Here is a 19,910-nt window from a genome sequence, read left to right on the forward strand (position 1 = left end):
CACATGCTTTACGCCATTCTTTGCTATGCCTCTGAAGATGTCGTCACGTCCTGGAGCAAGGCTCAGGACGATGCCGTCATGGACAAGCTCGCTGCCGTGCAGGAGAAATATGCCAAGGCTGGCAAGCTTGGTCCGGTGGCACGTCTATTGCCAACGACAGCGGCGACAACCTTGCGAAAAGTCAAAGGCGAAGCGGTCGTCCTCGATGGCCCTTTCGCGGAAACCAAGGAGCAGTTTCTCGGCTTTTATACGGTGGATTGCGACAGTCTGGAGGATGCGGTGGAGTTTGCGCGCGAACTTTCAGACGTCAATCCCAGTGGCGGGGCTTATGAAATCCGGCCTGTCGGACTTTTCAATCCGGTAAAGGCAACCTTATGAGCGACCTGGACTGGGTCAGCACCGTGATCACGACCGCCCGCCCACAGGCAATGGGTGCGCTGCTGCGTTATTTTCGGGACTTCGATACTGCCGAAGAAGCGTTTCAGGATGCCTGTCTACGGGCGCTGAAGAACTGGCCGCAAAACGGCCCGCCGCGTGATCCTGCTGCCTGGTTGATCCTGGTCGGCCGCAATAGCGGCATAGATGCCGTGCGCAAACGAAGCCGTCAGGCCCCGTTGCCGGCGGAAGACCAGATATCGGATATCGAAGACGCTGAAAGCGATCTTGCCGATCGGCTGGATGGAGCGCACTACCGGGATGACATTCTTCGACTGTTGTTCGTGTGTTGCCATCCGGATTTGCCCCAAACGCAACAGATCGCGCTTGCCTTGCGCATTGTCTCAGGGCTTGGCGTCGAACAGATTGCTCGTGCCTTTCTGGTTGGCGAAAGTGCGATGGAACAGCGCATAACCCGTGCCAAGGCACGGATATCTGGTGCGGGATTGCCGTTTGAAACGCCGGATGCAGTTGCTCGGTCCGAGCGGCTGGCCGCTGTAGCAGCCATGATCTACCTCATCTTTAACGAGGGTTATTCAACCAATAGCAGCGAGGCGAGTGCCCGCGCGCAATTGTGTGACGAGGCCATACGCTTGTCGCGGCTCTTGCTGCGACTGTTCCAGAGCGAAGCTGAAATCATGGGGCTAACCGCTCTCATGTTGTTGCAGCATGCGCGCACACCGGGGCGCTTCGTTGGAACTGGCGAGATCGTCTTGCTGGAAGATCAGGACCGTAGCCTCTGGAACCGGAAGATGATCGATGAGGGATTGGCGCTTGTTGACAAGGCGCTGCGCCATCGCAACCCCGGTCCCTATCAGGTTCAAGCTGCAATCGCGGCTTTGCATGCGCGCGCACTGCGTGCCGAAGATACGGACTGGCAAGAGATCGACCTCCTTTACGGTGCGCTGGAGCAGATGCAGCCTTCACCTGTCGTGACACTCAACCGTGCGGTTGCGGTCGCGAAAGTTCGCGGGCCGGAAGCCGCACTTGCGATGATTGAACCGTTGGAAGACAGGCTTTGTGGATATTTTCACTATTTTGGCTTGAAAGGCGGTCTGTTGATGCAATTGAGTCGCGATGACGAGGCGCGTATTGCATTTGATCGTGCCATTGCGCTGGCTGGCTCGACCGCAGAGGCCAGTCACATTCGCCTGCATATTGATCGTCTGACAAAGGACGCACATATGCGCCTTTCCGGGCAGCTGGCAATCTGAGATAAATTTCGCCTTCTGGTTCAATCGACAAGGCCGGGCTTGGACCATGCCGGGCTGGCGGATGCGTGCTGAAACAGGTAAGCAACGGCAAAATCCAGCTTGCACATATGGCATGGCGCCAAGCCGATGCCATATGGCGCTGAAATCGAAAAGGACACGTAATGTCGATATCGAACGAAACTGCCGAACTTCTTTCAAAGCTGGGTGTTGCCAAGGATACTCTTACCGGTGGCGATCTGGCGGTGCATAGCCCGGTTACAGGCGAAAAGATCGCGGCTTTGCAAACTGTTTCACCAGCGGATGCGGCAAATTCCATCGAAGCAGCACATAAGGCTTTCCGGGCATGGCGCTTGGTGCCGGGGCCGCGCCGTGGCGAACTGGTACGGCTGCTTGGCGAAGAACTGCGCGCACACAAGGCCGAGCTTGGCCGGCTGGTCTCCATCGAAGTTGGCAAAATCCCATCCGAGGGCTTGGGCGAAGTGCAGGAGATGATCGATATCTGCGATTTCGCGGTTGGCCTTTCGCGCCAACTTTATGGTCTCACCATCGCCACCGAACGTCCCGGCCATCGCATGATGGAGACATGGCATCCGCTTGGCGTTGTTGGCGTTATCTCGGCCTTCAATTTTCCGGTCGCGGTGTGGTCGTGGAATACGGCACTTGCGCTGGTGTGCGGCGACGCCGTGGTGTGGAAGCCTTCGGAAAAGACGCCGCTGACGGCCCTTGCCTGTGAGGCTATTTTCAAGCGTGCGGCCAAGCGCTTGGGCGCAGATGCCCCCGCTGGGCTGCTTGATGTGTTGATTGGCGACCGGGCTGTTGGCGAAGTATTGGTCGATCACCCGAAAGTGTCGCTGGTGTCGGCAACCGGATCGACGCGCATGGGGCGTGAGGTTGGCCCGCGTCTTGCCAAGCGTTTCGCCCGCGCCGTGCTCGAACTCGGTGGCAACAATGCTGGTATTGTGTGCCCAAGTGCTGATCTCGATATGGCGTTGCGCGCCATCGCCTTCGGCGCGATGGGCACCGCTGGACAGCGCTGCACCACGCTTCGGCGTCTGTTCGTGCATGAGAGCGTCTATGACCAGATCGTGCCGCGGCTGAAGAAAGCTTATGAGAGCGTTTCGGTTGGCAATCCGTTGGAAACCTCGGCTCTTGTCGGGCCGTTGATCGACAAATCGGCTTTTGAGAACATGCAAAAGGCGCTGCAAGAAGCCACTGGCAACGGCGGCCGGATAACAGGCGGCGCGCGTGTCGAGAATGGCCACTCCGATGCCTATTATGTCCATCCAGCACTTGTCGAAATGCCGAAGCAGGTTGCGCCGGTGACCGAAGAGACCTTCGCGCCAATCCTTTATGTGATGAAGTATTCGGATTTCGACGAGGTGCTTGATCTGCATAATGCGGTCGGGGCCGGACTGTCGTCGTCGATTTTCACGCGCGACCTGCAAGAGTCGGAGCGTTTTCTTGGTGCCGATGGCTCGGATTGCGGTATTGCCAACGTCAATATCGGCACTAGCGGCGCCGAAATAGGCGGAGCATTCGGCGGCGAAAAGGAAACAGGTGGCGGTCGCGAAAGCGGATCGGATGCCTGGAAGGCCTATATGCGCCGCGCCACCAACACCGTGAACTACTCCAGGGAACTGCCTTTGGCGCAGGGTGTGTCATTCGATATCGACTGACCTCATATAGCGAACAGAGGCGGGAGATAATCTCGCTGCTGCCTTGTCAAAATGCAAGAAATGGTTGCGATATGGTCACCTTAAAAGCAGAATAAACCCAATAAAATAGATGATTTATAAGGAACTACAGTGATTCGGGAGTCATGCTGATGAAAAAGATTGTGCATCCTGAATTCGCAAAGCGGCTCGAAGGTGTGTGCGATGGGAATCCAGATGTCCCACAGTTGAACTATGGTCGCCTCGGATGGTTCGTGGACCAACTGGAAGCCTACGGCCTAAACGTGACACCTGAAACTGTGCGAAAATGGTTTTACGGCGAAACGCGGCCACGCCATAAGCCGATGACTGCGCTGGCACAGTTGCTCAAAGTTAACGAACTGTGGCTAGCAAATGGCGTGGCTCCAGAATTCACCGAGAGCCAACGTAAGCATCATAACGCGGTCGCGGGTGGCGCAGTCAATATCGTCGCTGGATTTATTCAGACGGATGGCGGTCATCCAGCATTTCCACTCGATGATGACCTGGACGCCAAAAATGAGAAGATTGGTCTGTATGCAATCATTAGAGGCGCGAAATACAGTTTTCACATCGTTACGGCGATAAGTGAGAGCGACGACCTGCACTTCATTGTGCCGCACGATGCTCGAAATACGGTCGTTCTTGGCGTCGTCTTCGGTGCGCCCTTTTCGGTGAAAATCTATGAGCTTGATTGGGAAACGATCAACTCGGCCGGCACCCGCAAAAGCACAGGATTTGAAGTGAAGTTAGGTGACGGAGACTGGCGCGAGATCGTGACGTTTTCCGAACGCATTTAAATTCACGCAAAAGTGATAATTCGAAGCTCCCTGATGGAGCTTCGAATGACATCGCATATGAGTAAGTGGAATTCCCGTTTCATGGATTTTGCATGGCCAGTTTCCACTGGGAGCGATGACCTGTCAACGAAGGTTGGATGTGTGATTGTTGACAAGGGTCGACGAGTGGTCGGCCTCGTCTACACATGCCGTTAATTTCAATAATTATATGAAATTATGCGTCCCAATGTGTGTCAATTCAAGGAAAAATTGGTAGCGGGAAGTGGACTCGAACCACCGACCCCAGGATTATGATTCCCGTGCTCTAACCAACTGAGCTATCCCGCCAGGGTACGATAGGATCGAAAAACATCTGCGATACGCAAGTGCGCCGAAGCCATCGTCAAGGTCGGGCGGATATAATGTTGCCATGCCAAGCGTGTCAAGCAGGCAAAAGCGCTGTTTCCCACATGCCTGACGTATTGTTTTGGGGCATAACCGGTTTGTCAGTGCTTTCGCAACGGTCGTCGGGGTTGAGTTCGCGAATTTGCGCCGCTATGTGTCAGCCAAGAAATTTTTGAGTTCTCAATTGATGAAACCGCGTATTGCCGTCCTCGGGTGCGGTTACTGGGGCAGTAACCACATCCGCACCCTCAAGGCTCTCGGCGCGCTGCACGCAGTCTCCGACGTCAATAGCGCCCGCGCGGAAGGTTTTGCCAGCGAGCAGGAGTGCCTGGCAATTGAACCGGACGCACTCTTTGAGTGCAGCGATGTCGATGCGATCGTCATGGCGCTGCCGCCGCAGTACCATGCCGATATGGCGGTGCGGGCTGTGGAAGCTGGCAAGGACGTTCTGGTCGAGAAACCTGTCGCGCTAACGGTCGCGGATGCGCAACGCTCGGTGAAAGCCGCAAAAGACCATAAGCGTGTTTTCATGGTTGGCCATGTCTTGCGCTTTCACCCTGCTTTCGAGAAGTTGAAGGCGCTTGTCGATGACGGTGAACTTGGAGAGGTGCGTTATATTCATTCGCATCGGCTTGGCCTTGGCAAGTTTCACACTGAAAATGACGCATTGTGGGATCTGGCGCCGCACGATCTATCGATGATTCTGGCCATAACTGGCTCGGAGCCGGTTGAAGTGCATGGGGAGGGGGCCGCTCTTCTCGATCATCTCAGTGATTTTGCTCATCTGCATATGCGTTTCCCAGGCAATCTGCGTGGCCATCTCTTTACTTCGCGCCTCAATCCCTATCGCGAGAGGCGGCTGACCGTGGTGGGTACGAAAGCAATGGCGGTTTTTGACGACGTTGAGCCGTGGGAGCGCAAGCTTGCCGTCTATCGTCATGCAGTGTGGCAAGATAGTGGTCACTGGGCCTTTACGGCCAATGAGCCTTCATATGTGCCGGTGGAGCAAGGCATGCCGCTGACACGCGAACTGGAGCACTTTATGGAGTGCATCGAAACGCGAATGGAACCGCGCACCGATGGCGAAGAAGCGATAAGAGTGCTGCGCGTTCTTACCGCCGGTACCGTAAATCATGACCGATTTTAGAGCTCATTGCGTCTAAAGGGATTCATGCAGGGTGCTTTAAGCTTTTGTTTTCATGAATATCGTTGTCTAAAAAACCGCTGCACATTTTTGGGCGACATGCATTATCCGGCTGAAATCGGAGCTGGTCGAGCGCCGAGGCGCACGAGCATCGCTTCGGCTTCGGCGCCGCGTTCCGAGCGCCCTATAAAGCCGCCACCCAGAACCCGTGCTTCGTTACCGTCATCGGAATAAAGAACGCAAGCCTGACCGGGGGCAACGCCGGATTCGCCATCGACCAGTTCAACAAAGGTGGAACCTGCTTCGTGGTGCAGGACTGCCGGGCGGGGTGGTCTGGCTGACCGTACTTTGGCGAACAGTTCGATGCCCTGAGAAGGAATGTCGGTGAGGTCGCCATCTCCCAACCAGTTGGTGTTACGCAGATAGACCTTGTGAGTTTCCAGTGCTTCGCGTGGTCCTACGATGACGCGCGCGTTCTCGGCATCGATATAGACGACATATAGTGGCTCGCCGGATGCAATTCCGATGCCACGCCGCTGGCCAATCGTGTATCGCAAGATACCTTCATGCTGGCCCAGAATGCGGCCGTCCATATGGACAATGTCGCCAGGGTTCGCTGCAGTCGGCCTGAGCTTGGCAATAACGTCAGAATATTTTCCCTGCGGCACAAAGCAGATGTCTTGACTGTCGTGCTTGGCAGCAACCGTCAATTCCATTTCCTCGGCGATGGCGCGCACAGCGGGCTTGGGCAAATCGCCAAGTGGAAAGCGAAGATAGTCGATCTGTGCCTGCGTCGTGGCGAACAGGAAATAACTCTGGTCACGGTCGGCATCGACGGGCCGGTATAGCGAGCGGTGCGCACCATTGGCACGTGAGCGGATATAGTGGCCGGTCGCCAGTGCATCGGCACCAAGTTCCTTGGCCGTGGCAAGCAAATCCGCGAATTTCACGGTTTGATTGCACGATACGCAAGGAATCGGGGTTTCGCCATGCACGTAGCTTTCGGCAAATGGGTCAATGACGGCTTTGCGAAAACGCTCTTCGTAATTGAGCACATAGTGGGGAATGCCAAGCGTTTCGGCAACGCGGCGGGCATCGTCAATGTCCTGACCGGCGCAGCAGGAACCTGAGCGATGGGTGGCCGCTCCATGATCGTAAAGTTGCAAGGTTACGCCGACAACATCGTAGCCCTCGCGTTTCAAGAGCCCCGCAACGACGGAAGAATCGACGCCACCCGACATGGCAACAACAATGCGCGTGTTTTCGGGGGATCCGGGAAGGTCCAGGCTGTTCATATCATTTATTCCGAAATTTTGCCGGGCGCGTTGTCGCCGCTCGCAATACCTTTGTCGAATATATCTGGTGTCGAGCCCATCAATACAGACCCAATGCTGACAATATAGGTCAAGCTTTCGCCCAGCGCCAGCTTGCGTTCAGGGGATATGGTGCTCCGATACCGCTCCAGACAGGCATTCCGGCACTTATTTCAAATGCTGGAAAATTCCCTAACGCGACGTTCATGAACCTTACCTATCCATTAGGAACTGCTTAGGCAAATTTTAAAGCTGTGTCAGTAATGTGGCTGGGATTGGTTCTTTTGTGTTTTTAGTAGAGAGTCTGATGACCGATCTTATTAGACCGCGCGTCAAGTATGTTATAGGGCCCGATGGCAGCCCGCTTACAATTGCCGATTTGCCACCGACGAATACTCGTCGGTGGGTAATTCGCCGCAAGGCGGAGGTGGTTGCGGCCGTGCGTGGCGGCCTCCTTAGCCTTGAGGAAGCCTGTCAGCGCTACAAACTGACCACCGAGGAGTTTCTGTCCTGGCAGGCCTCCATCGATGAATATGGTTTGGCTGGTTTGCGCACAACGCGCATTCAACAATACAGGCATTAGAGCGCGATACGTCCATCCGGACGCACAAAAGCACTCTATCATTTGCTTTAGGATATCGGGGCTGTTGCCCCGTTCTCCGCTTTCCAAATCCGCCGAGCCGCAATTGCCAGTCGTTCAGCCGATGGGGAAATGTGCGTGCGATTTGGCGCGTGGCCGCTTGCCGATTTAATTCCTGGCAGGAGCGTCAGGCGCGCTATCGCGAAGATTTCGGGGGGGTTATCGCTTCCGCTCCCTCTTCCAGCGAGGAATGAAGCGAAACACTCCAAAGCACGCCGCGTCTGGATGGATTCATGCAGGGTGCTTTAAGCCATTGTTTTCATGCATGTCGTTGTCTGAAAAACCGCTGCACACTTTTGGGTGACATGCACTAGCCAATCATGACGTTGGGCGTGCTGACTTCGGCTTCGCGGCCCTTGGTATCTCGCGATTCCAGCATTTCCGCTTTGGAAAGCTCCGCTTCAGCTTCACCTAGTAATGATTCGGCGGTGCTTCGCTGTTGCGCGAGGTCGGATTGGGAATCTCTGAGATTATCGCGGCGCTGGCGTGCCGCTTTGGCAAAGGTGGGGTAGGCAAAATGATTGATATCGGTAATGCCAGCCTTTTTTTCCTCAGCAGTGATCTGGAGCTCCAGTTCACCGGCCATGCGCTCGAATTCTGCAATCATCATGTCCAGTTGCAGCAGTTGCCGCCGCTTCTCGGTAACCTGAAATTGCTTCAGACGAACGAGATTTTCACGTGACTTCATGACTCATACTCCCGCGAACGCACATACGCACTTATCGATTCATCAGCACCAAAGGACTCGGCTACGACCCGTATCCACCGAATTTCCCGAACCTATGGGAAACAAAGTCCTAAAATTTTTCTCCGCCAGTAACCATTCGTTTACGGGCATTGTTAATCATACGTGGCAGGACTTAAGGCCAAGTAAAAATTCCGAAGGTGGAATGGATAGGGGCTAATGAGTCGTTTGAGTCGCTTATTTGAATTTCTTGATGTAAAATTTGAGCAAATGCGCGTCAAATTTATCTTTGGATTCAAAGGAATGTGGCGAGAGGTTAAAAAATGTGGTATCGATTGGTGGGCGAAATTAGGATTTGTTAACCATTCGATGGCAGTTTTCGATTTAGGCAATCACTGTTCCGGTTCTGGATGCGTTTGAAGATGGTCCGGCGGCAGAAAAGGGGATTAAGATGCGCGTTCTGCTGATAGAAGATGACAGTGCAACCGCACAAAGCATCGAACTTATGTTGAAGTCCGAGAGCTTCAATGTCTACACGACCGACCTCGGTGAGGAAGGCGTCGACCTTGGGAAGCTTTACGACTATGACATAATTCTCCTGGACCTTAATCTGCCTGATATGTCGGGCTATGAAGTCCTGCGCACACTCAGGCTGTCCAAAGTCAAGACGCCGATCCTTATCCTTTCGGGCATGGCGGGCATTGAAGACAAGGTCCGCGGCCTTGGATTTGGTGCCGACGATTATATGACCAAGCCGTTCCATAAGGACGAGTTGATTGCGCGAATTCATGCCATTGTGCGCCGCTCGAAAGGGCATGCTCAATCGGTTATCACCACCGGCGATCTGGTGGTCAATCTCGATGCCAAGACGGTCGAAGTTGGTGGCCAGCGGGTTCATTTGACCGGCAAGGAATACCAGATGCTGGAGTTGCTCTCGCTGCGCAAGGGCACGACGCTCACCAAGGAAATGTTCCTCAACCATCTCTATGGCGGCATGGACGAACCGGAACTGAAGATCATCGACGTTTTCATTTGCAAGTTGCGCAAGAAGCTGGACGCTTCCTCGGGTGGCCAAAACTACATCGAAACGGTGTGGGGACGCGGCTACGTTCTGCGCGAGCCGGAAGAAGTACGCGAAAGCGCGTAATCGATCTGATAATTCTTACAAAAAACCCGGCTTGTTGCCGGGTTTTTTGTATTCGAATCCCAAGCACGATGTGCTCAATTGAGTGGATTTGACCGGAACGCCATGATGGGAAATTTGCGTTTACGCCAAGTCGAAGAGGAGATTGTCCCCCTGTTTCAACAGCCAGCACTCGCGATAATTACGCCGCGATATGCAAGGTGCGGAAGCGTTCGAGCAATTGGGAGCGGTTGAAAGGCTTTAGCAAATAGCCTTGAGCGCCAGCGCGCTTGGCGCGCATGATGGCGCCAATGTCGACTTCAACCAGGGAAACAAGGATTTGCGGATCGACCGGACTTTCGATGGCGCGTATGCTGCGTACCAAATCTGCGGTCTGCATGTCTGCCAGTGAGCCGTCGATCACAATGATATCGGGCATTTGCGCCTCGCACATTTCGATCGCTTCACTGCCGGTGCCAGTTTCCACTACGATCATGTCGGGACCTGCGAGGATGCGTCTGGCAACCTTGCGGATGACGCTTGAGCCGTCAACGAACATGCAACGTTTCATTTTTGTACCCTCCTTGCCCTCCCGCTCGAAGCACGACCAAAAGGAATTTGAGGTCAAATATAGACCAAATCGGTAAAAATCCTGGCAACGGCTTTGGTAAACTCTTTGGAAAGATCACGCTTCAGGCGCTATTTGCGACCGAAAAAGGTCGATCAGGCTCCGGGTGGTTTACGCTGCGGTCAGGGTGATTTCATCGGCTGTTGCATGGATAGATATGGTCATGCCGGCTTCGCGCGCCAGTAGCAGCGTGTAATAGGGCTGCACCGCGTGGGCATCGATGGCTTCCTCTGGCTTGTGTCCGGAATGGAGTTCCAGAAATTTCGGCGGAACGCGCAGCATCGGACCACTTGCCATCAGTGTAAAACGTGGCTCGGTTTCGGGATCGTGGAGGGTCACTGCAATCTTGCCACCACGCGGAATGGCGGCATTGGCGATGAGGATGAGATTGAGGAGCAGTTTGACCTTGTTCTTGGGCAACAGAGCACGTGTTCCAGCCCAGGTCAGTTCCGGTTTCTCGTTCTTCAAAAACGCCGTCGCAACGGTTTCCGCATCGCCGGTGTCTATCATCATGCCTGCGGAACCTGCCGCACCGAAGGCGATGCGTGCAAACTGCAACCTTGCCGAAGCGTTGCGCGCGCTTTGGCGAATCAGGTTCATGGCGTCTTCGTCAGCGCCACCTTCGTCGAGTAGTTCGAGGCCGTTATTGATGGCACCGACCGGGGAAATGATGTCATGGCAGACACGACTGCACAAAAGCGCGGCAAGATCGGGCGCGGAGAGAGTGAATAAGTCGGTCATTGACGGTGGTCCTTGCAAAAATCACAGGCGGCCTGATTGAAAATGAAATATATGCCGTTACGTCGAATCACACTCTAGCACTTTTGATATGAATACCGTTCGTGCGGGAGCGTGCCAAATCAGCATTAGCCTTTGAACGGCCATCTTCATGTGAAAGCTTAATGGTTGAAAAAGGATTACGGCCTAGTTTGCCGTGAGAGTTACCTCAGCTGCCATTCAAGAGTTGCGGGGTACAGGGTGCCGACAAAAAAGTGCTCCGTGACGGAGATTGGCTGCATGTTTTCCAGATTTTGCGACCGGAGTTTGGTCCGGCTTATCGCTATGACAATCGTCATGACGAGCGCGTTCATTGTTTCGAGCACGGCTTTGCGGGCTCAGGAATACACCGCTCAGGAGATCGTCGATTCAGGTCACAAATTTTTCGGCGCGACCTCTGGCGGTCTGGCCAGCGTGGTGGAAAGAATATTTGCTTCATACGGTCTGCCCAATGGCTATCTGCTGGGCGAAGAGGGCTCCGGCGCGTTCGTTGGCGGTCTGACCTATGGCGAGGGCACGCTCTATACGAAGAATGCGGGTGACCATAAGGTGTTCTGGCAAGGCCCGTCTCTTGGATGGGATTTCGGCGGCGAGGGTTCGCGTGCCATGATGCTGGTCTACAACCTCGATGACATCAACAGTCTCTACAGCCGCTTTGGCGGCGTGGCCGGTTCTGCCTATGTCGTGGCTGGTGTCGGCTTCAACGTCTTGAAGAACGGCAACATGCTTCTGGTGCCTATCCGCACGGGAGTTGGTGCAAGACTGGGTGTCAATGTGGGCTATCTGAAGCTTACCCAAAAGCCGACATGGAACCCGTTCTAAGCTCCATTTACCGTTTTCAGGACTTGCCGAGGCGCTGAAATTAGGTCATGCGACTGGCGCAGACAGTGAGCTTCAACGGATAGATTAAATTGGCCCAATCGATCCTGCTTTTCGTTCTCGGATTTCTCTGTGCGGGATTTCTGGCGCTGATGATGGCCCCGCCGATCTGGCGGCGGGCGGTTGCGTTGACACGCAAGCGGATTGAAGGATCGGTGCCGCTGACATTTTCCGAAATCCAGGCTGACAAAGATCAGGTCAGGGCGAAGTTTGCCGTGGACATCCGGCGGCTTGAGATGGAAATCAAGGCACTTCGGGAAAAATCGGCAGAGCAAATGGTGAAAATTGGCCGCTCTCATGAGGATTTGAAAGCGGAAACGGCCGAAAGCACGCAAAAGAGTGAGGCTATTCGAGATTTAGACGCCGTGAACGGAGAACTTCGAAGCAAACTTGGCCAACGCGACGAAGAATTGCAGCAGCTTGGCTCCAAAATGAACGAGATGGAGCGCAAATTTGAGCAAGAGGCTGCGGAACTCGAAAAACTGGGGCAGATGTATGACGATGCCAGTTTTCTGGCGAGCAGTCGCCAGATCGAATTGGTGGCGCGTGAATCCGAGCTTGAGCAATTCAGCCTCGACCTGACGAGTTTGCGAAACCAGCGTAAGGATGGTGAGCAGCAGAACCGCGAGATTGCGACCGAAAATCAAGCTTTGCGCGAGATCTTTAAAGGCGGAGCAGAAGAAGATCGCCGCTTTTGAAAAGCGGATCGAGCGGCTAATTGCGACCGTCGCTGATCGCGAAGACAAGCTGGAGCGCAGAGAAAAGGAACTGGCTCGGTTGCGTGAGAAACTCAAGGCGAAAGCCAATACCGGCCGCGAACTGACAGCACAGCGTCTGGGTGTGGACGTCAATCAGGCTGAAGCAGGGCCCGGTGGAAGCGATGGCCAGATTGAGAAGGCGCTTGCCAAGCTTGATGCCGATCGCTTGAGGCTTGAAGCAAGGCTGGCGACCTTGGTGCGCGACAACAGGAAGCTGAAATCAGAACTTGCCGCATCTGGCTCTGCGACCGGGGTCGATCACGAGGCTGACCAGAAAGACAATGAGCAATTGCGCGAGCAGATGAGCAATTTGGCTGCGGAAGTTGTTCATCTCACAGCAATGCTGGATGGTGCGGATTCACCCATCGCCAAGGCACTGGACATGCCCGGTAATGGTGTTGCGCAAAGTAATGATGAGCGGCGGATGCTCAGTCTTGCCGATCGTATCCGCGCATTGCAGAAGGCCGGTTCAACGCCCGCCTGATGTCGGCTGTTCTCAGTTCTTGTCTATAAGGCGTGACGCGCGAAATGATGCAGTGCGATTGCGGATGCTGTGGCGACATTCAGGCTGTCAAAATCCTTGGCCATATCGATGCGCAATGTGTCCATGCATGACATCAGATCGTCAGGCAATCCATGCCCCTCGCTGCCGAGAAACAATGCCGTCGGGCTATCGCATACCACATCGCGAATATCGGTCATGCCGGAAGGCGACAGTGCAAACCGCCTGAAGCCGAACTGTTCCAGTTCTCTGGCTACATGGAGAGGGGCATCGAAGGTGGCAAAAGGAACCTTGAGAGCCGCCCCGACGGAAACGCGGATCGCCTTTCGATAGAGCGGATCGCAGCTTGTCGTGTCCAGAAGCACCGCTTTTGCACCGAATGCCGCGGCATTGCGGAAGATCGCGCCAACATTGTCATGGTTGGAAATTCCGACCAGAACGACGACAAGCGCGTCTTTGCCAAGGGTTGAAAGCAATTCTCCAACACCGATTGGTGCCTTCTTGATGCCGATTGCCAGAATGCCGCGGTGCATTGGAAACCCGGCGATTTGATCCATGATTGCGCTGGATGTGACATAGACCGGGACATTTTCCGGTAAATTATCGAGAATTTGAGAAAGACCCGTAAGACGATTTTCCAGGACAAGGATGGATTCAGTTTTGAACCGTCGCTCGGTCAAGAGAACATTGAGAACAACCTTACCTTCGGCAATGAAGCGTCCTTGCCTGCCAACCAGATCACGTTCGCGGATGTCACGATAGGCGGCAATGCGCGGGTCGCCAGGTTCGTCTATTCGGATAATTCCCATGCCATCCCCATACGTCCTCATCGTCGTTGAGGGGTAAAGAGGCGCAAGGGCTGGCGGTCAAGCCCCCGTTTCGTGAAAGTGGTGGCGCAGTTCGGGTCTCTCGGTCACGATGAAGACTTGCTCAAGATACATCAACAGCTTTCGCACGGCGTCAGAATGACACGAATAATAGATCGTCTGGCGATCTCTTCGAGTCTGGACAAGGTTGAAAGCCCGCAGCTTGGCCAGATGCTGCGAAAGAGCCGATTGGCTGAGTGATACCTTTGCAGCGATGGCACCCACCGACAGTTCAGAATCAATAAGCTGAACCATAATAGCGAGGCGTTTTTCGTTGCCCATCAAAGCCAGAAAAGCGGCGGCCTCGACGCGCGCGTTTGTCTTGAATGAATCCATGATCCCCTATCCAGTACAACAGCCCAGACGCCATGGGGGCAATGGCGAGGGGGTAGTGTATGTCATGTTCTGTGTCCGCTCTCGCGGGTGCTACACAAGCGGTCTGTATTTAAACCTAGAACATTCCCGCTAAATCTCAAGACCTATCTATGGTTGAGAGCGGAAAGAATTCTTTGATACTGATTTTATTCGATTTCAGCGCGGTTTTGCCATCGCAATTAACGTAGGTCGCAGTTCTTGCAATGTTGCCAGCGGCTTGGGAAACAAAACACGCTGCACTTCGCCACTAGCCGCCAGGTCCATGCCTTCGGCGTCAAGTCCTGTCAAGGTCCAGTTCCTGTCGGGCGTCTGAGGGGAAACGCCTGCGTATGTGGCAATGGCATCCCGGTGTTGCGTGTTCATGTGAATGAGCGCCGATTGTTCATTTGCCGCAAGTTCCTCATTGATCGGGCTGTTGAGGATCAGGTCACTGCGTTCAAGCAGATAGGCTTTGCCAAATCCGCCATTCAAGCTTGCCCGTTCGACTTCGAGACGAAAGAAGGAGAAGTCTCCGAGATCGGCGTAAAGCTTGGCCTTGGGGTTGCGGTTGAGGTAGCGGCGCGCCGCGCGCTCATGGTCGGTTGAGCCGCGTACAAGCTGCTTTGCGGTGCAGACAAGCGTGAGGCGCGGATAAGCCAGCGGGTCGCCCTTGCCGGGTTCGCCGAGCAGCAAAGAACAACGCGGATCGGTGGTGATCGCGCTTGTATGGGCTGCAAGCGCAGAAACCAGAACAAGCGGTGTTGCATCGATATCGCTGGCCATGCCAACCCGGCTTGCCAGTGGTGTGCCCGTCACCGGCTCGATAGTGGCCAGAGCCGCAAAGCGCGCTGTGCGCACAAGTGTCTTTGCCAGAGCAATCGCATCATTATCCGTGACGCGGATGACCTCCATTTTCCGATCTTCCAAATTCGTCATCCCGAACCGATGTCTTGAGAGCTATCTTGGTGCCATGCGGATGGCGCCATCAAGGCGGATCGTTTCGCCGTTGAGCATCTGGTTTTCGACGATATGCAATGCAAGAGCCGCATATTCGGACGGTTCACCGAGCCTTGGCGGGAAGGGGACTGCCGCGCCCAGCAGAATCCTGCACGTCCTGGGGCATGCCAGCCATCATCGGTGTTTTGAATATGCCCGGTGCAATGGTGCAAACGCGGATGCCCGAGCGGGCGAGATCACGCGCCGCCGGCAACGTCATGGCAACGATGCCGCCCTTGGACGAAGAATAGGCAATCTGACCGATCTGCCCATCATAAGCGGCGACGGAAGCGGTGTTGACGATGACACCGCGCTCGCCGCCCTGCAAGGGCTCGAGTTTCGATGTGGCCTCAGCGGCGAGGCGGATCATATTGAAGGTGCCGATCAAGTTGACTTCGATGACCTTGCGGTATTGATCGAGCGGGTGCGGCCCTTCTTTGCCGATTGTTTTCACACCAATGGCGATGCCGGCGCAATTGACGAGGATACGGGGTGCTCCAAGCTTTTGCGTGACCTCGGCGATAGCGGCGGCGCCACTTTCGGCGCTGCTGACATCGCACTGGATGGCAATAGCATCAATTTCGCTGGCGACCTTGGCTGCGCGTTCGATACCGATATCAAGAATGGCAATACGGGCACCTTTTGCGGCCAAAGCGCGCGCTGTTGCCTCGCCGAGGCCAGAGCCTCCGCCTGTGATGATTGCAGTCTGACCGTTTGGGTTCATCCTTGTCTCCTCGACAGTTCATTTGATGCGACGAAACTGCATCTGGTCGGGCAATCAATGCTCAAGCCAGCACTCAGGCTTCGGCCAGATCGGCATGGCGAACTTCGCCTGAAAGCCCAGCCGCAGAGCCTTCTATTATTTCATGCACCAGCAGACGATTCAAATCGACCGGTCGCGGCATGGAGATTTGCCCGCGCGGGATTTTTGAAAGCCCAGCGGTCCGTAATAGGGCTCGTCGCCAACCAGTATCACCGCCGCAATCTGTGCATTTTTTGCAGCTTCAAGCGCCAGTGTCACCAGATGGCGACCGATGCCGAGGTTTTTGTATGACGGGCGAACCGCCAAAGGGCCAAGCATGAGTGCGCGGCCGGAGCCGGCGGCTATGCGTGTCATGCGTACCGACGCGATGACTTTGCCGCCCTTTACCGCCACGAATGACAGGGAGCGTTCATGCGGCCCATCTTCGCGGATTCTGTAAGCAGCGCGTGCAAAGCGTCCAGGACCGAATGCCCGTTCGTTGATTATGTCAATTTCGGCATCATGCGCGGGCGTTTCCGGCAGATATTGAATGTCGGCAGGGGGCATTGTCTTCGCGTTCCGGTGTGCGAGGAAGAGATTGCTGCAAATGGCAGCGTTCGCCAGTTAGCGCGTCAAGCGCGGGCGTCCTTTCGTCGTCGGTCGAACCGGATGGTTGCAAAGAGGTCCAGCATGGAGTTTCCGCTAGCACCAATTCTCGCGGGCCGCAATTGGTCTATCGCTTCTAAGTGGCATTGACGCTGTGTTCAGCGATGATGATCCCGACAAGAGGTGATTTCGCACTATATATCCTGAATTGCGGAAAGGATGGATCATGGGATTGCTGGTAGATGGCAAGTGGCACGATCGCTGGTACGACACGAAGGAAAGTGGCGGAAAATTCGTACGGTCCACTTCGCAATGGCGAGACTGGGTGACAGCCGATGGGGCCGTTGGTGAAGGGCGCTCGCGCGCGTTCAAAGCGGAGCCGGGGCGTTATCATCTCTACGTCTCGCATGCTTGTCCGTGGGCGCACCGGACAATGATCTTTCGTGCTTGCAAGAAACTGGAGGATGTCATCTCCGTTTCGGTCGTCCATCACTATATGGGTCCAGATGGCTGGACGTTCCTGAGCGAAGATGGCGCAACCGGCGATACGCTCTATGGTCTGGATTTTTTACACCAGATCTACACCAAATCTGATCCAGCCTATTCGGGCAGGGTCACTGTACCGGTGCTTTGGGACAAAAAGAACCAGACAATCGTTTCCAATGAATCGTCCGAGATCATCCGCATGCTCAATTCCGCTTTTGATGAATGGGGCAATCGAGATGTGGATTTCTACCCGCAGGCATTGCGCGGCGAGATAGATAGAATCAACGCACTGGTCTATCCATTTGTTAACAATGGCGTTTATCGTGCCGGATTTGCCACGACGCAGACTGCCTATAAAGAGGCGTTTGATGAGCTGTTTTCGACGCTGGACACCTTGGATGAGACATTGTCACACCAGCGCTATCTTGCGGGCGAACGCCTGAGCGAAGCCGACTGGCGGCTTTTTACGACACTGGTGCGGTTCGACCCGGTCTATGTGGGGCATTTCAAATGCAACCTCAGGCGCATTGCGGACTATGCGAACCTGTCGAATTATCTGCGTGAGCTTTATCAGATGCCCGCTATTGCGGACACGGTGAACCTGTTGCACATCAAGGCGCATTACTATGGCAGCCATCCCACCATCAACCCGACGCGCATCGTGCCCGTTGGCCCGGAGTTGAATTATTCCGCTGCGCATAATCGTGGCAGGTTTGCCAAAGCTGCGTGATCTACCAGTAGGGTGAGGGTGGGGTGCCTTCAAATATCTCGGCGATCCTGCGCCGTGTTGCAGGCGTGGTGTTTTTCGGCAGATCGTCCAGCGCAAAGAAACCGGCCTCGGCGATTTCGCGGTCCGGCGTTTTTGGTGCTGTCTGGCGAGAGCCTTCAATCAGGTAGAAACCGACATGATCGCGTCGGCTGGCATGACGGTTGAAATGCATTGATTTGAGGATTGGTGGCGTCGCAAAGGCGATGTTACCTTCCTCGGAAAGCTCGCGTTCCAGCGCCTGCGTCATTGTTTCTCCCGGCTCTACCCCACCGCCCGGCAATTGCCAGCCCGGTACATAGGTATGACGAATGAGAAAAACCGAATTGTCGGCGCGGTTGTGAACAAGACCGCGCACGCCGAGCGTCATCGGGCGTGTCAGCACGAAAAAGAAATGGAATAGTTTCGCTCGGATGCCGGGCCATCCGCTCTGGCGAAACGCGCTTTCGGACTGGCTATCGGTCATCGGCAAGTCCTTGCTTCGATTTATCGCTATTCATCTTGATCGAATTTGACAGGTGAAGAGTGGAAAGCATTGCTTCTCTCCCGTAAGAAGAGGTCATGTTCAGGCTTGCGCATATGTCCGATGTCCATATGGGACCACTGCCCGCTGTATCCTATCGCGACCTCGCCTCCAAGCGGGTGATTGGGTACATCAACTGGCAGCGCAATCGACGCCGTTACATACACGACGCGGTCATCGACACAATTGCGTCCGATCTCAAAGCGCACCAACCCGACCATATTGCCGTGACCGGCGATCTCGTCAATCTGGCGCTCGATGGTGAAATCGAGATGGCTCGATCATGGCTGGAAACGCTGGGATCGACGCATGATGTATCGGTGGTTCCTGGCAATCATGACGCTTATGTGCCCGGCGCTTTCGACAAGGCATGTCGTTCGTGGGCCTCGTGGATGAGGGGAGACGGTGTCACACACCTGATCGACCGCCATGCATTTCCCTATCTTCGTGTGCGCGCCAACATCGCGCTGATAGGTGTATCGAGCGCACGCGCGACCGCACCCTTCATGGCCAATGGTTTCTTTCGGGAGAAACAGGCGAGACGTCTGGAAAAAATACTCGACGAGACCGGAAAACGTGGGCTGTTTCGCGTTATCATGATCCATCACCCGCCGGTGCGCGGTGCTGTCTCGCAGGTCAAGCGCCTGTTCGGCATTGGCCGCTTCCACAAGGTTATCGGCAAATGCGGGGCGGAACTCGTCCTGCATGGACATTCGCACCTGCCGTCGCTCCATTTCATCGGCGCAGCCAGTGCAAGAGTGCCCGTCGTCGGCGTAGCTGCGGCCGGACAGGCACCGGGTCATTCGCATCCGGCAGCCCAATATAATCTCATCGACATTGATGGTGAAAACGGTGCTTGGCGCATCATTCTGACACGGCGCGGGCTTGCCGGGCCTGCCATGCCGCCATCCGAAATTCAGAAGTTGGAACTCAGCGCGCTGGAGGTCCAGCGCAGTTTCGTCAAAAACTGATTTTCATTGCGGCGATGCGATCCCAAAACAGCACCAGCGAAAAGACGAGCCCAACCAGTGCGCCGGCTGCGATCAGGGCAAGACCGGTGAGAAACGCTGACCAGAGTTTTGATTGCGGCGTTTTCGGCTCTTCTTGCGCGACTTCGGGAACCGGCGTACGCACAATGCCGGTTGCCGGTTCGGCACCGTTTTCCATCATGCGTTCGCGCTCGATGATGCGCTCGGCGACATAGAGCGTCACCTGATCGACAATCGGCTTCATTTGCGTGGATTCAGCCAGCACGACGCGGCCCACACGCGTATCCTTGAGGAAGCGATAGGTCCGGCGGTCACGGCCCATGGCAACGTGGCTGACGGCGTCGATCCACAGGCGCGGCTGCAACCCGGACGAAACAGTGAAGTCGAAATTGTCGATGTCCGTGGGAACATCCGAGAACACAGGGGCAAGTTCGGAGGCAAGCAACTCCAGGCGCATCCGATGGGCTTCGCGCATGTCAACGACAACGTCATCGCGGTCGGCAATGGCGTTTTTCACACTCCGTATGGACGCGGCCAGTCGATTCTGTGGATCGATTGGCGTGACGTTTTCACCTGCATCGCTCATTGGTGTCGGCTCGTCTGTTGGTA

22 protein-coding genes, 1 tRNA gene and 2 pseudogenes are annotated in these 19,910 nt (G+C 55.1%); 13 read left to right on the plus strand and 12 right to left on the minus strand.

The features are described from left to right. The first annotated feature begins 3 nt into the window (after positions 1–3). From AC0L7S_RS12235 to AC0L7S_RS12250, 4 genes are all read left to right on the plus strand, one after another. Positions 4–378 (plus strand): YciI family protein, encoded by a 375-nt coding sequence (locus AC0L7S_RS12235; RefSeq protein WP_473471232.1) that lies wholly within the window; start codon positions 4–6, stop codon positions 376–378. Further along, entirely contained in the window at positions 375–1,649 is a 1,275-nt protein-coding gene (locus tag AC0L7S_RS12240) for an RNA polymerase sigma factor (RefSeq protein WP_473471234.1), read from the plus strand. The genes AC0L7S_RS12235 and AC0L7S_RS12240 overlap by 4 nt, the downstream gene beginning before the upstream one ends. A 161-nt stretch (positions 1,650–1,810) precedes the next feature. Further along, positions 1,811–3,325 carry an L-piperidine-6-carboxylate dehydrogenase gene (gene amaB, locus AC0L7S_RS12245; protein WP_473471236.1) on the plus strand — a complete coding sequence of 505 codons (1,515 nt, stop codon included), beginning with the start codon at positions 1,811–1,813 and terminating at the stop codon, positions 3,323–3,325. A 149-nt stretch (positions 3,326–3,474) separates the two neighbouring features. Continuing rightward, positions 3,475–4,140: a hypothetical protein gene (locus AC0L7S_RS12250; RefSeq protein WP_473471238.1), complete on the plus strand. Its 666-nt coding sequence runs from the start codon at positions 3,475–3,477 to the stop codon at positions 4,138–4,140. A 250-nt stretch (positions 4,141–4,390) separates the two neighbouring features. Here AC0L7S_RS12250 and AC0L7S_RS12255 read toward each other — a convergent pair. Beyond that, positions 4,391–4,467 (minus strand) — tRNA-Met (locus AC0L7S_RS12255). Between the two features lie 244 nt (positions 4,468–4,711). Here AC0L7S_RS12255 and AC0L7S_RS12260 point away from each other — a divergent pair. Further along, positions 4,712–5,671 (plus strand): Gfo/Idh/MocA family protein, encoded by a 960-nt coding sequence (locus AC0L7S_RS12260; protein WP_473471240.1) that lies wholly within the window; start codon positions 4,712–4,714, stop codon positions 5,669–5,671. A gap of 101 nt (positions 5,672–5,772) precedes the next feature. Here the strand turns inward: AC0L7S_RS12260 and mnmA are convergent, their stop codons facing one another. Beyond that, the gene (gene mnmA / locus AC0L7S_RS12265) at positions 5,773–6,963 is read right to left on the minus strand and encodes a tRNA 2-thiouridine(34) synthase MnmA (RefSeq protein WP_473471242.1); all 1,191 of its coding nucleotides are present in this window, start codon (positions 6,961–6,963) and stop codon (positions 5,773–5,775) included. A 325-nt stretch (positions 6,964–7,288) separates the two neighbouring features. Here mnmA and sciP point away from each other — a divergent pair, with 325 nt between their 5' ends. Further along, positions 7,289–7,564: a CtrA inhibitor SciP gene (sciP, locus tag AC0L7S_RS12270; RefSeq protein ID WP_023679563.1), complete on the plus strand. Its 276-nt coding sequence runs from the start codon at positions 7,289–7,291 to the stop codon at positions 7,562–7,564. Between the two features lie 367 nt (positions 7,565–7,931). Here the strand turns inward: sciP and AC0L7S_RS12275 are convergent, their stop codons facing one another. Next, a complete protein-coding gene (locus AC0L7S_RS12275) occupies positions 7,932–8,309 on the minus strand; it encodes a flagellar export protein FliJ (RefSeq protein WP_473471244.1) in 378 nt (125 codons plus the stop codon). Between the two features lie 216 nt (positions 8,310–8,525). Between AC0L7S_RS12275 and AC0L7S_RS12280 the strand changes: the two genes are divergently transcribed. After that, positions 8,526–8,726, plus strand: a complete 201-nt coding sequence (locus AC0L7S_RS12280) for a hypothetical protein (protein ID WP_473471246.1) — start codon at positions 8,526–8,528, stop codon at positions 8,724–8,726. A 31-nt stretch (positions 8,727–8,757) separates the two neighbouring features. Then, positions 8,758–9,453 carry a response regulator transcription factor CtrA gene (gene ctrA, locus AC0L7S_RS12285; protein ID WP_473471249.1) on the plus strand — a complete coding sequence of 232 codons (696 nt, stop codon included), beginning with the start codon at positions 8,758–8,760 and terminating at the stop codon, positions 9,451–9,453. A 178-nt stretch (positions 9,454–9,631) separates the two neighbouring features. Here the strand turns inward: ctrA and AC0L7S_RS12290 are convergent, their stop codons facing one another. Both AC0L7S_RS12290 and chpT read right to left on the minus strand, forming a co-directional pair. Then, on the minus strand, positions 9,632–10,000 hold the full coding sequence (locus AC0L7S_RS12290; RefSeq protein ID WP_473471251.1) for a response regulator: 369 nt from the start codon (positions 9,998–10,000) through the stop codon (positions 9,632–9,634). A 168-nt stretch (positions 10,001–10,168) separates the two neighbouring features. After that, on the minus strand, positions 10,169–10,798 hold the full coding sequence (gene chpT / locus AC0L7S_RS12295; protein WP_473471252.1) for a histidine phosphotransferase ChpT: 630 nt from the start codon (positions 10,796–10,798) through the stop codon (positions 10,169–10,171). 321 nt (positions 10,799–11,119) lie between these two features. On the opposite strand from chpT, the gene AC0L7S_RS12300 reads away from it, so the two are divergent. From AC0L7S_RS12300 to AC0L7S_RS12310, 3 genes are all read left to right on the plus strand, one after another. Continuing rightward, positions 11,120–11,656 carry a DUF1134 domain-containing protein gene (locus tag AC0L7S_RS12300; protein ID WP_473474282.1) on the plus strand — a complete coding sequence of 179 codons (537 nt, stop codon included), beginning with the start codon at positions 11,120–11,122 and terminating at the stop codon, positions 11,654–11,656. Between the two features lie 89 nt (positions 11,657–11,745). Next, positions 11,746–12,411: a hypothetical protein gene (locus tag AC0L7S_RS12305; protein WP_473471254.1), complete on the plus strand. Its 666-nt coding sequence runs from the start codon at positions 11,746–11,748 to the stop codon at positions 12,409–12,411. Between the two features lie 79 nt (positions 12,412–12,490). Further along, the gene (locus AC0L7S_RS12310; protein WP_473471256.1) at positions 12,491–12,955 is read left to right on the plus strand and encodes a hypothetical protein; all 465 of its coding nucleotides are present in this window, start codon (positions 12,491–12,493) and stop codon (positions 12,953–12,955) included. Positions 12,956–12,978: 23 nt separating this feature from the next. Here the strand turns inward: AC0L7S_RS12310 and AC0L7S_RS12315 are convergent, their stop codons facing one another. The 5 genes and pseudogenes from AC0L7S_RS12315 to AC0L7S_RS12335 all read right to left on the minus strand — a co-directional run bounded on the left by AC0L7S_RS12315 (position 12,979) and on the right by AC0L7S_RS12335 (position 16,498). Continuing rightward, positions 12,979–13,782, minus strand: a complete 804-nt coding sequence (locus AC0L7S_RS12315; RefSeq protein WP_473471258.1) for a TrmH family RNA methyltransferase — start codon at positions 13,780–13,782, stop codon at positions 12,979–12,981. 57 nt (positions 13,783–13,839) lie between these two features. Then, the gene (locus AC0L7S_RS12320; RefSeq protein ID WP_473471260.1) at positions 13,840–14,175 is read right to left on the minus strand and encodes an ArsR/SmtB family transcription factor; all 336 of its coding nucleotides are present in this window, start codon (positions 14,173–14,175) and stop codon (positions 13,840–13,842) included. Between the two features lie 195 nt (positions 14,176–14,370). Beyond that, positions 14,371–15,105: a HugZ family pyridoxamine 5'-phosphate oxidase gene (locus AC0L7S_RS12325; protein WP_473471262.1), complete on the minus strand. Its 735-nt coding sequence runs from the start codon at positions 15,103–15,105 to the stop codon at positions 14,371–14,373. Positions 15,106–15,150: 45 nt separating this feature from the next. Continuing rightward, positions 15,151–15,913, minus strand: a pseudogene (locus AC0L7S_RS12330) (3-hydroxyacyl-CoA dehydrogenase). A gap of 73 nt (positions 15,914–15,986) precedes the next feature. Beyond that, a pseudogene (locus AC0L7S_RS12335) lies at positions 15,987–16,498 on the minus strand (GNAT family N-acetyltransferase). 265 nt (positions 16,499–16,763) lie between these two features. Here AC0L7S_RS12335 and AC0L7S_RS12340 point away from each other — a divergent pair. Next, on the plus strand, positions 16,764–17,753 hold the full coding sequence (locus AC0L7S_RS12340; protein WP_473471264.1) for a glutathione S-transferase family protein: 990 nt from the start codon (positions 16,764–16,766) through the stop codon (positions 17,751–17,753). 1 nt (position 17,754) lies between these two features. Here AC0L7S_RS12340 and AC0L7S_RS12345 read toward each other — a convergent pair whose 3' ends face one another. After that, positions 17,755–18,255 carry an NUDIX domain-containing protein gene (locus AC0L7S_RS12345; protein WP_473471265.1) on the minus strand — a complete coding sequence of 167 codons (501 nt, stop codon included), beginning with the start codon at positions 18,253–18,255 and terminating at the stop codon, positions 17,755–17,757. Positions 18,256–18,350: 95 nt separating this feature from the next. Here AC0L7S_RS12345 and AC0L7S_RS12350 point away from each other — a divergent pair, with 95 nt between their 5' ends. Beyond that, the gene (locus tag AC0L7S_RS12350; protein WP_473471267.1) at positions 18,351–19,283 is read left to right on the plus strand and encodes a metallophosphoesterase family protein; all 933 of its coding nucleotides are present in this window, start codon (positions 18,351–18,353) and stop codon (positions 19,281–19,283) included. Here AC0L7S_RS12350 and AC0L7S_RS12355 read toward each other — a convergent pair. Next, positions 19,273–19,887, minus strand: a complete 615-nt coding sequence (locus AC0L7S_RS12355; protein ID WP_473471269.1) for a hypothetical protein — start codon at positions 19,885–19,887, stop codon at positions 19,273–19,275. The genes AC0L7S_RS12350 and AC0L7S_RS12355 overlap by 11 nt on opposite strands. Positions 19,888–19,910: the final 23 nt, after the last annotated feature.

The sequence above is a fragment of the Mesorhizobium sp. G2-6-1 genome (genome assembly GCF_055809095.1).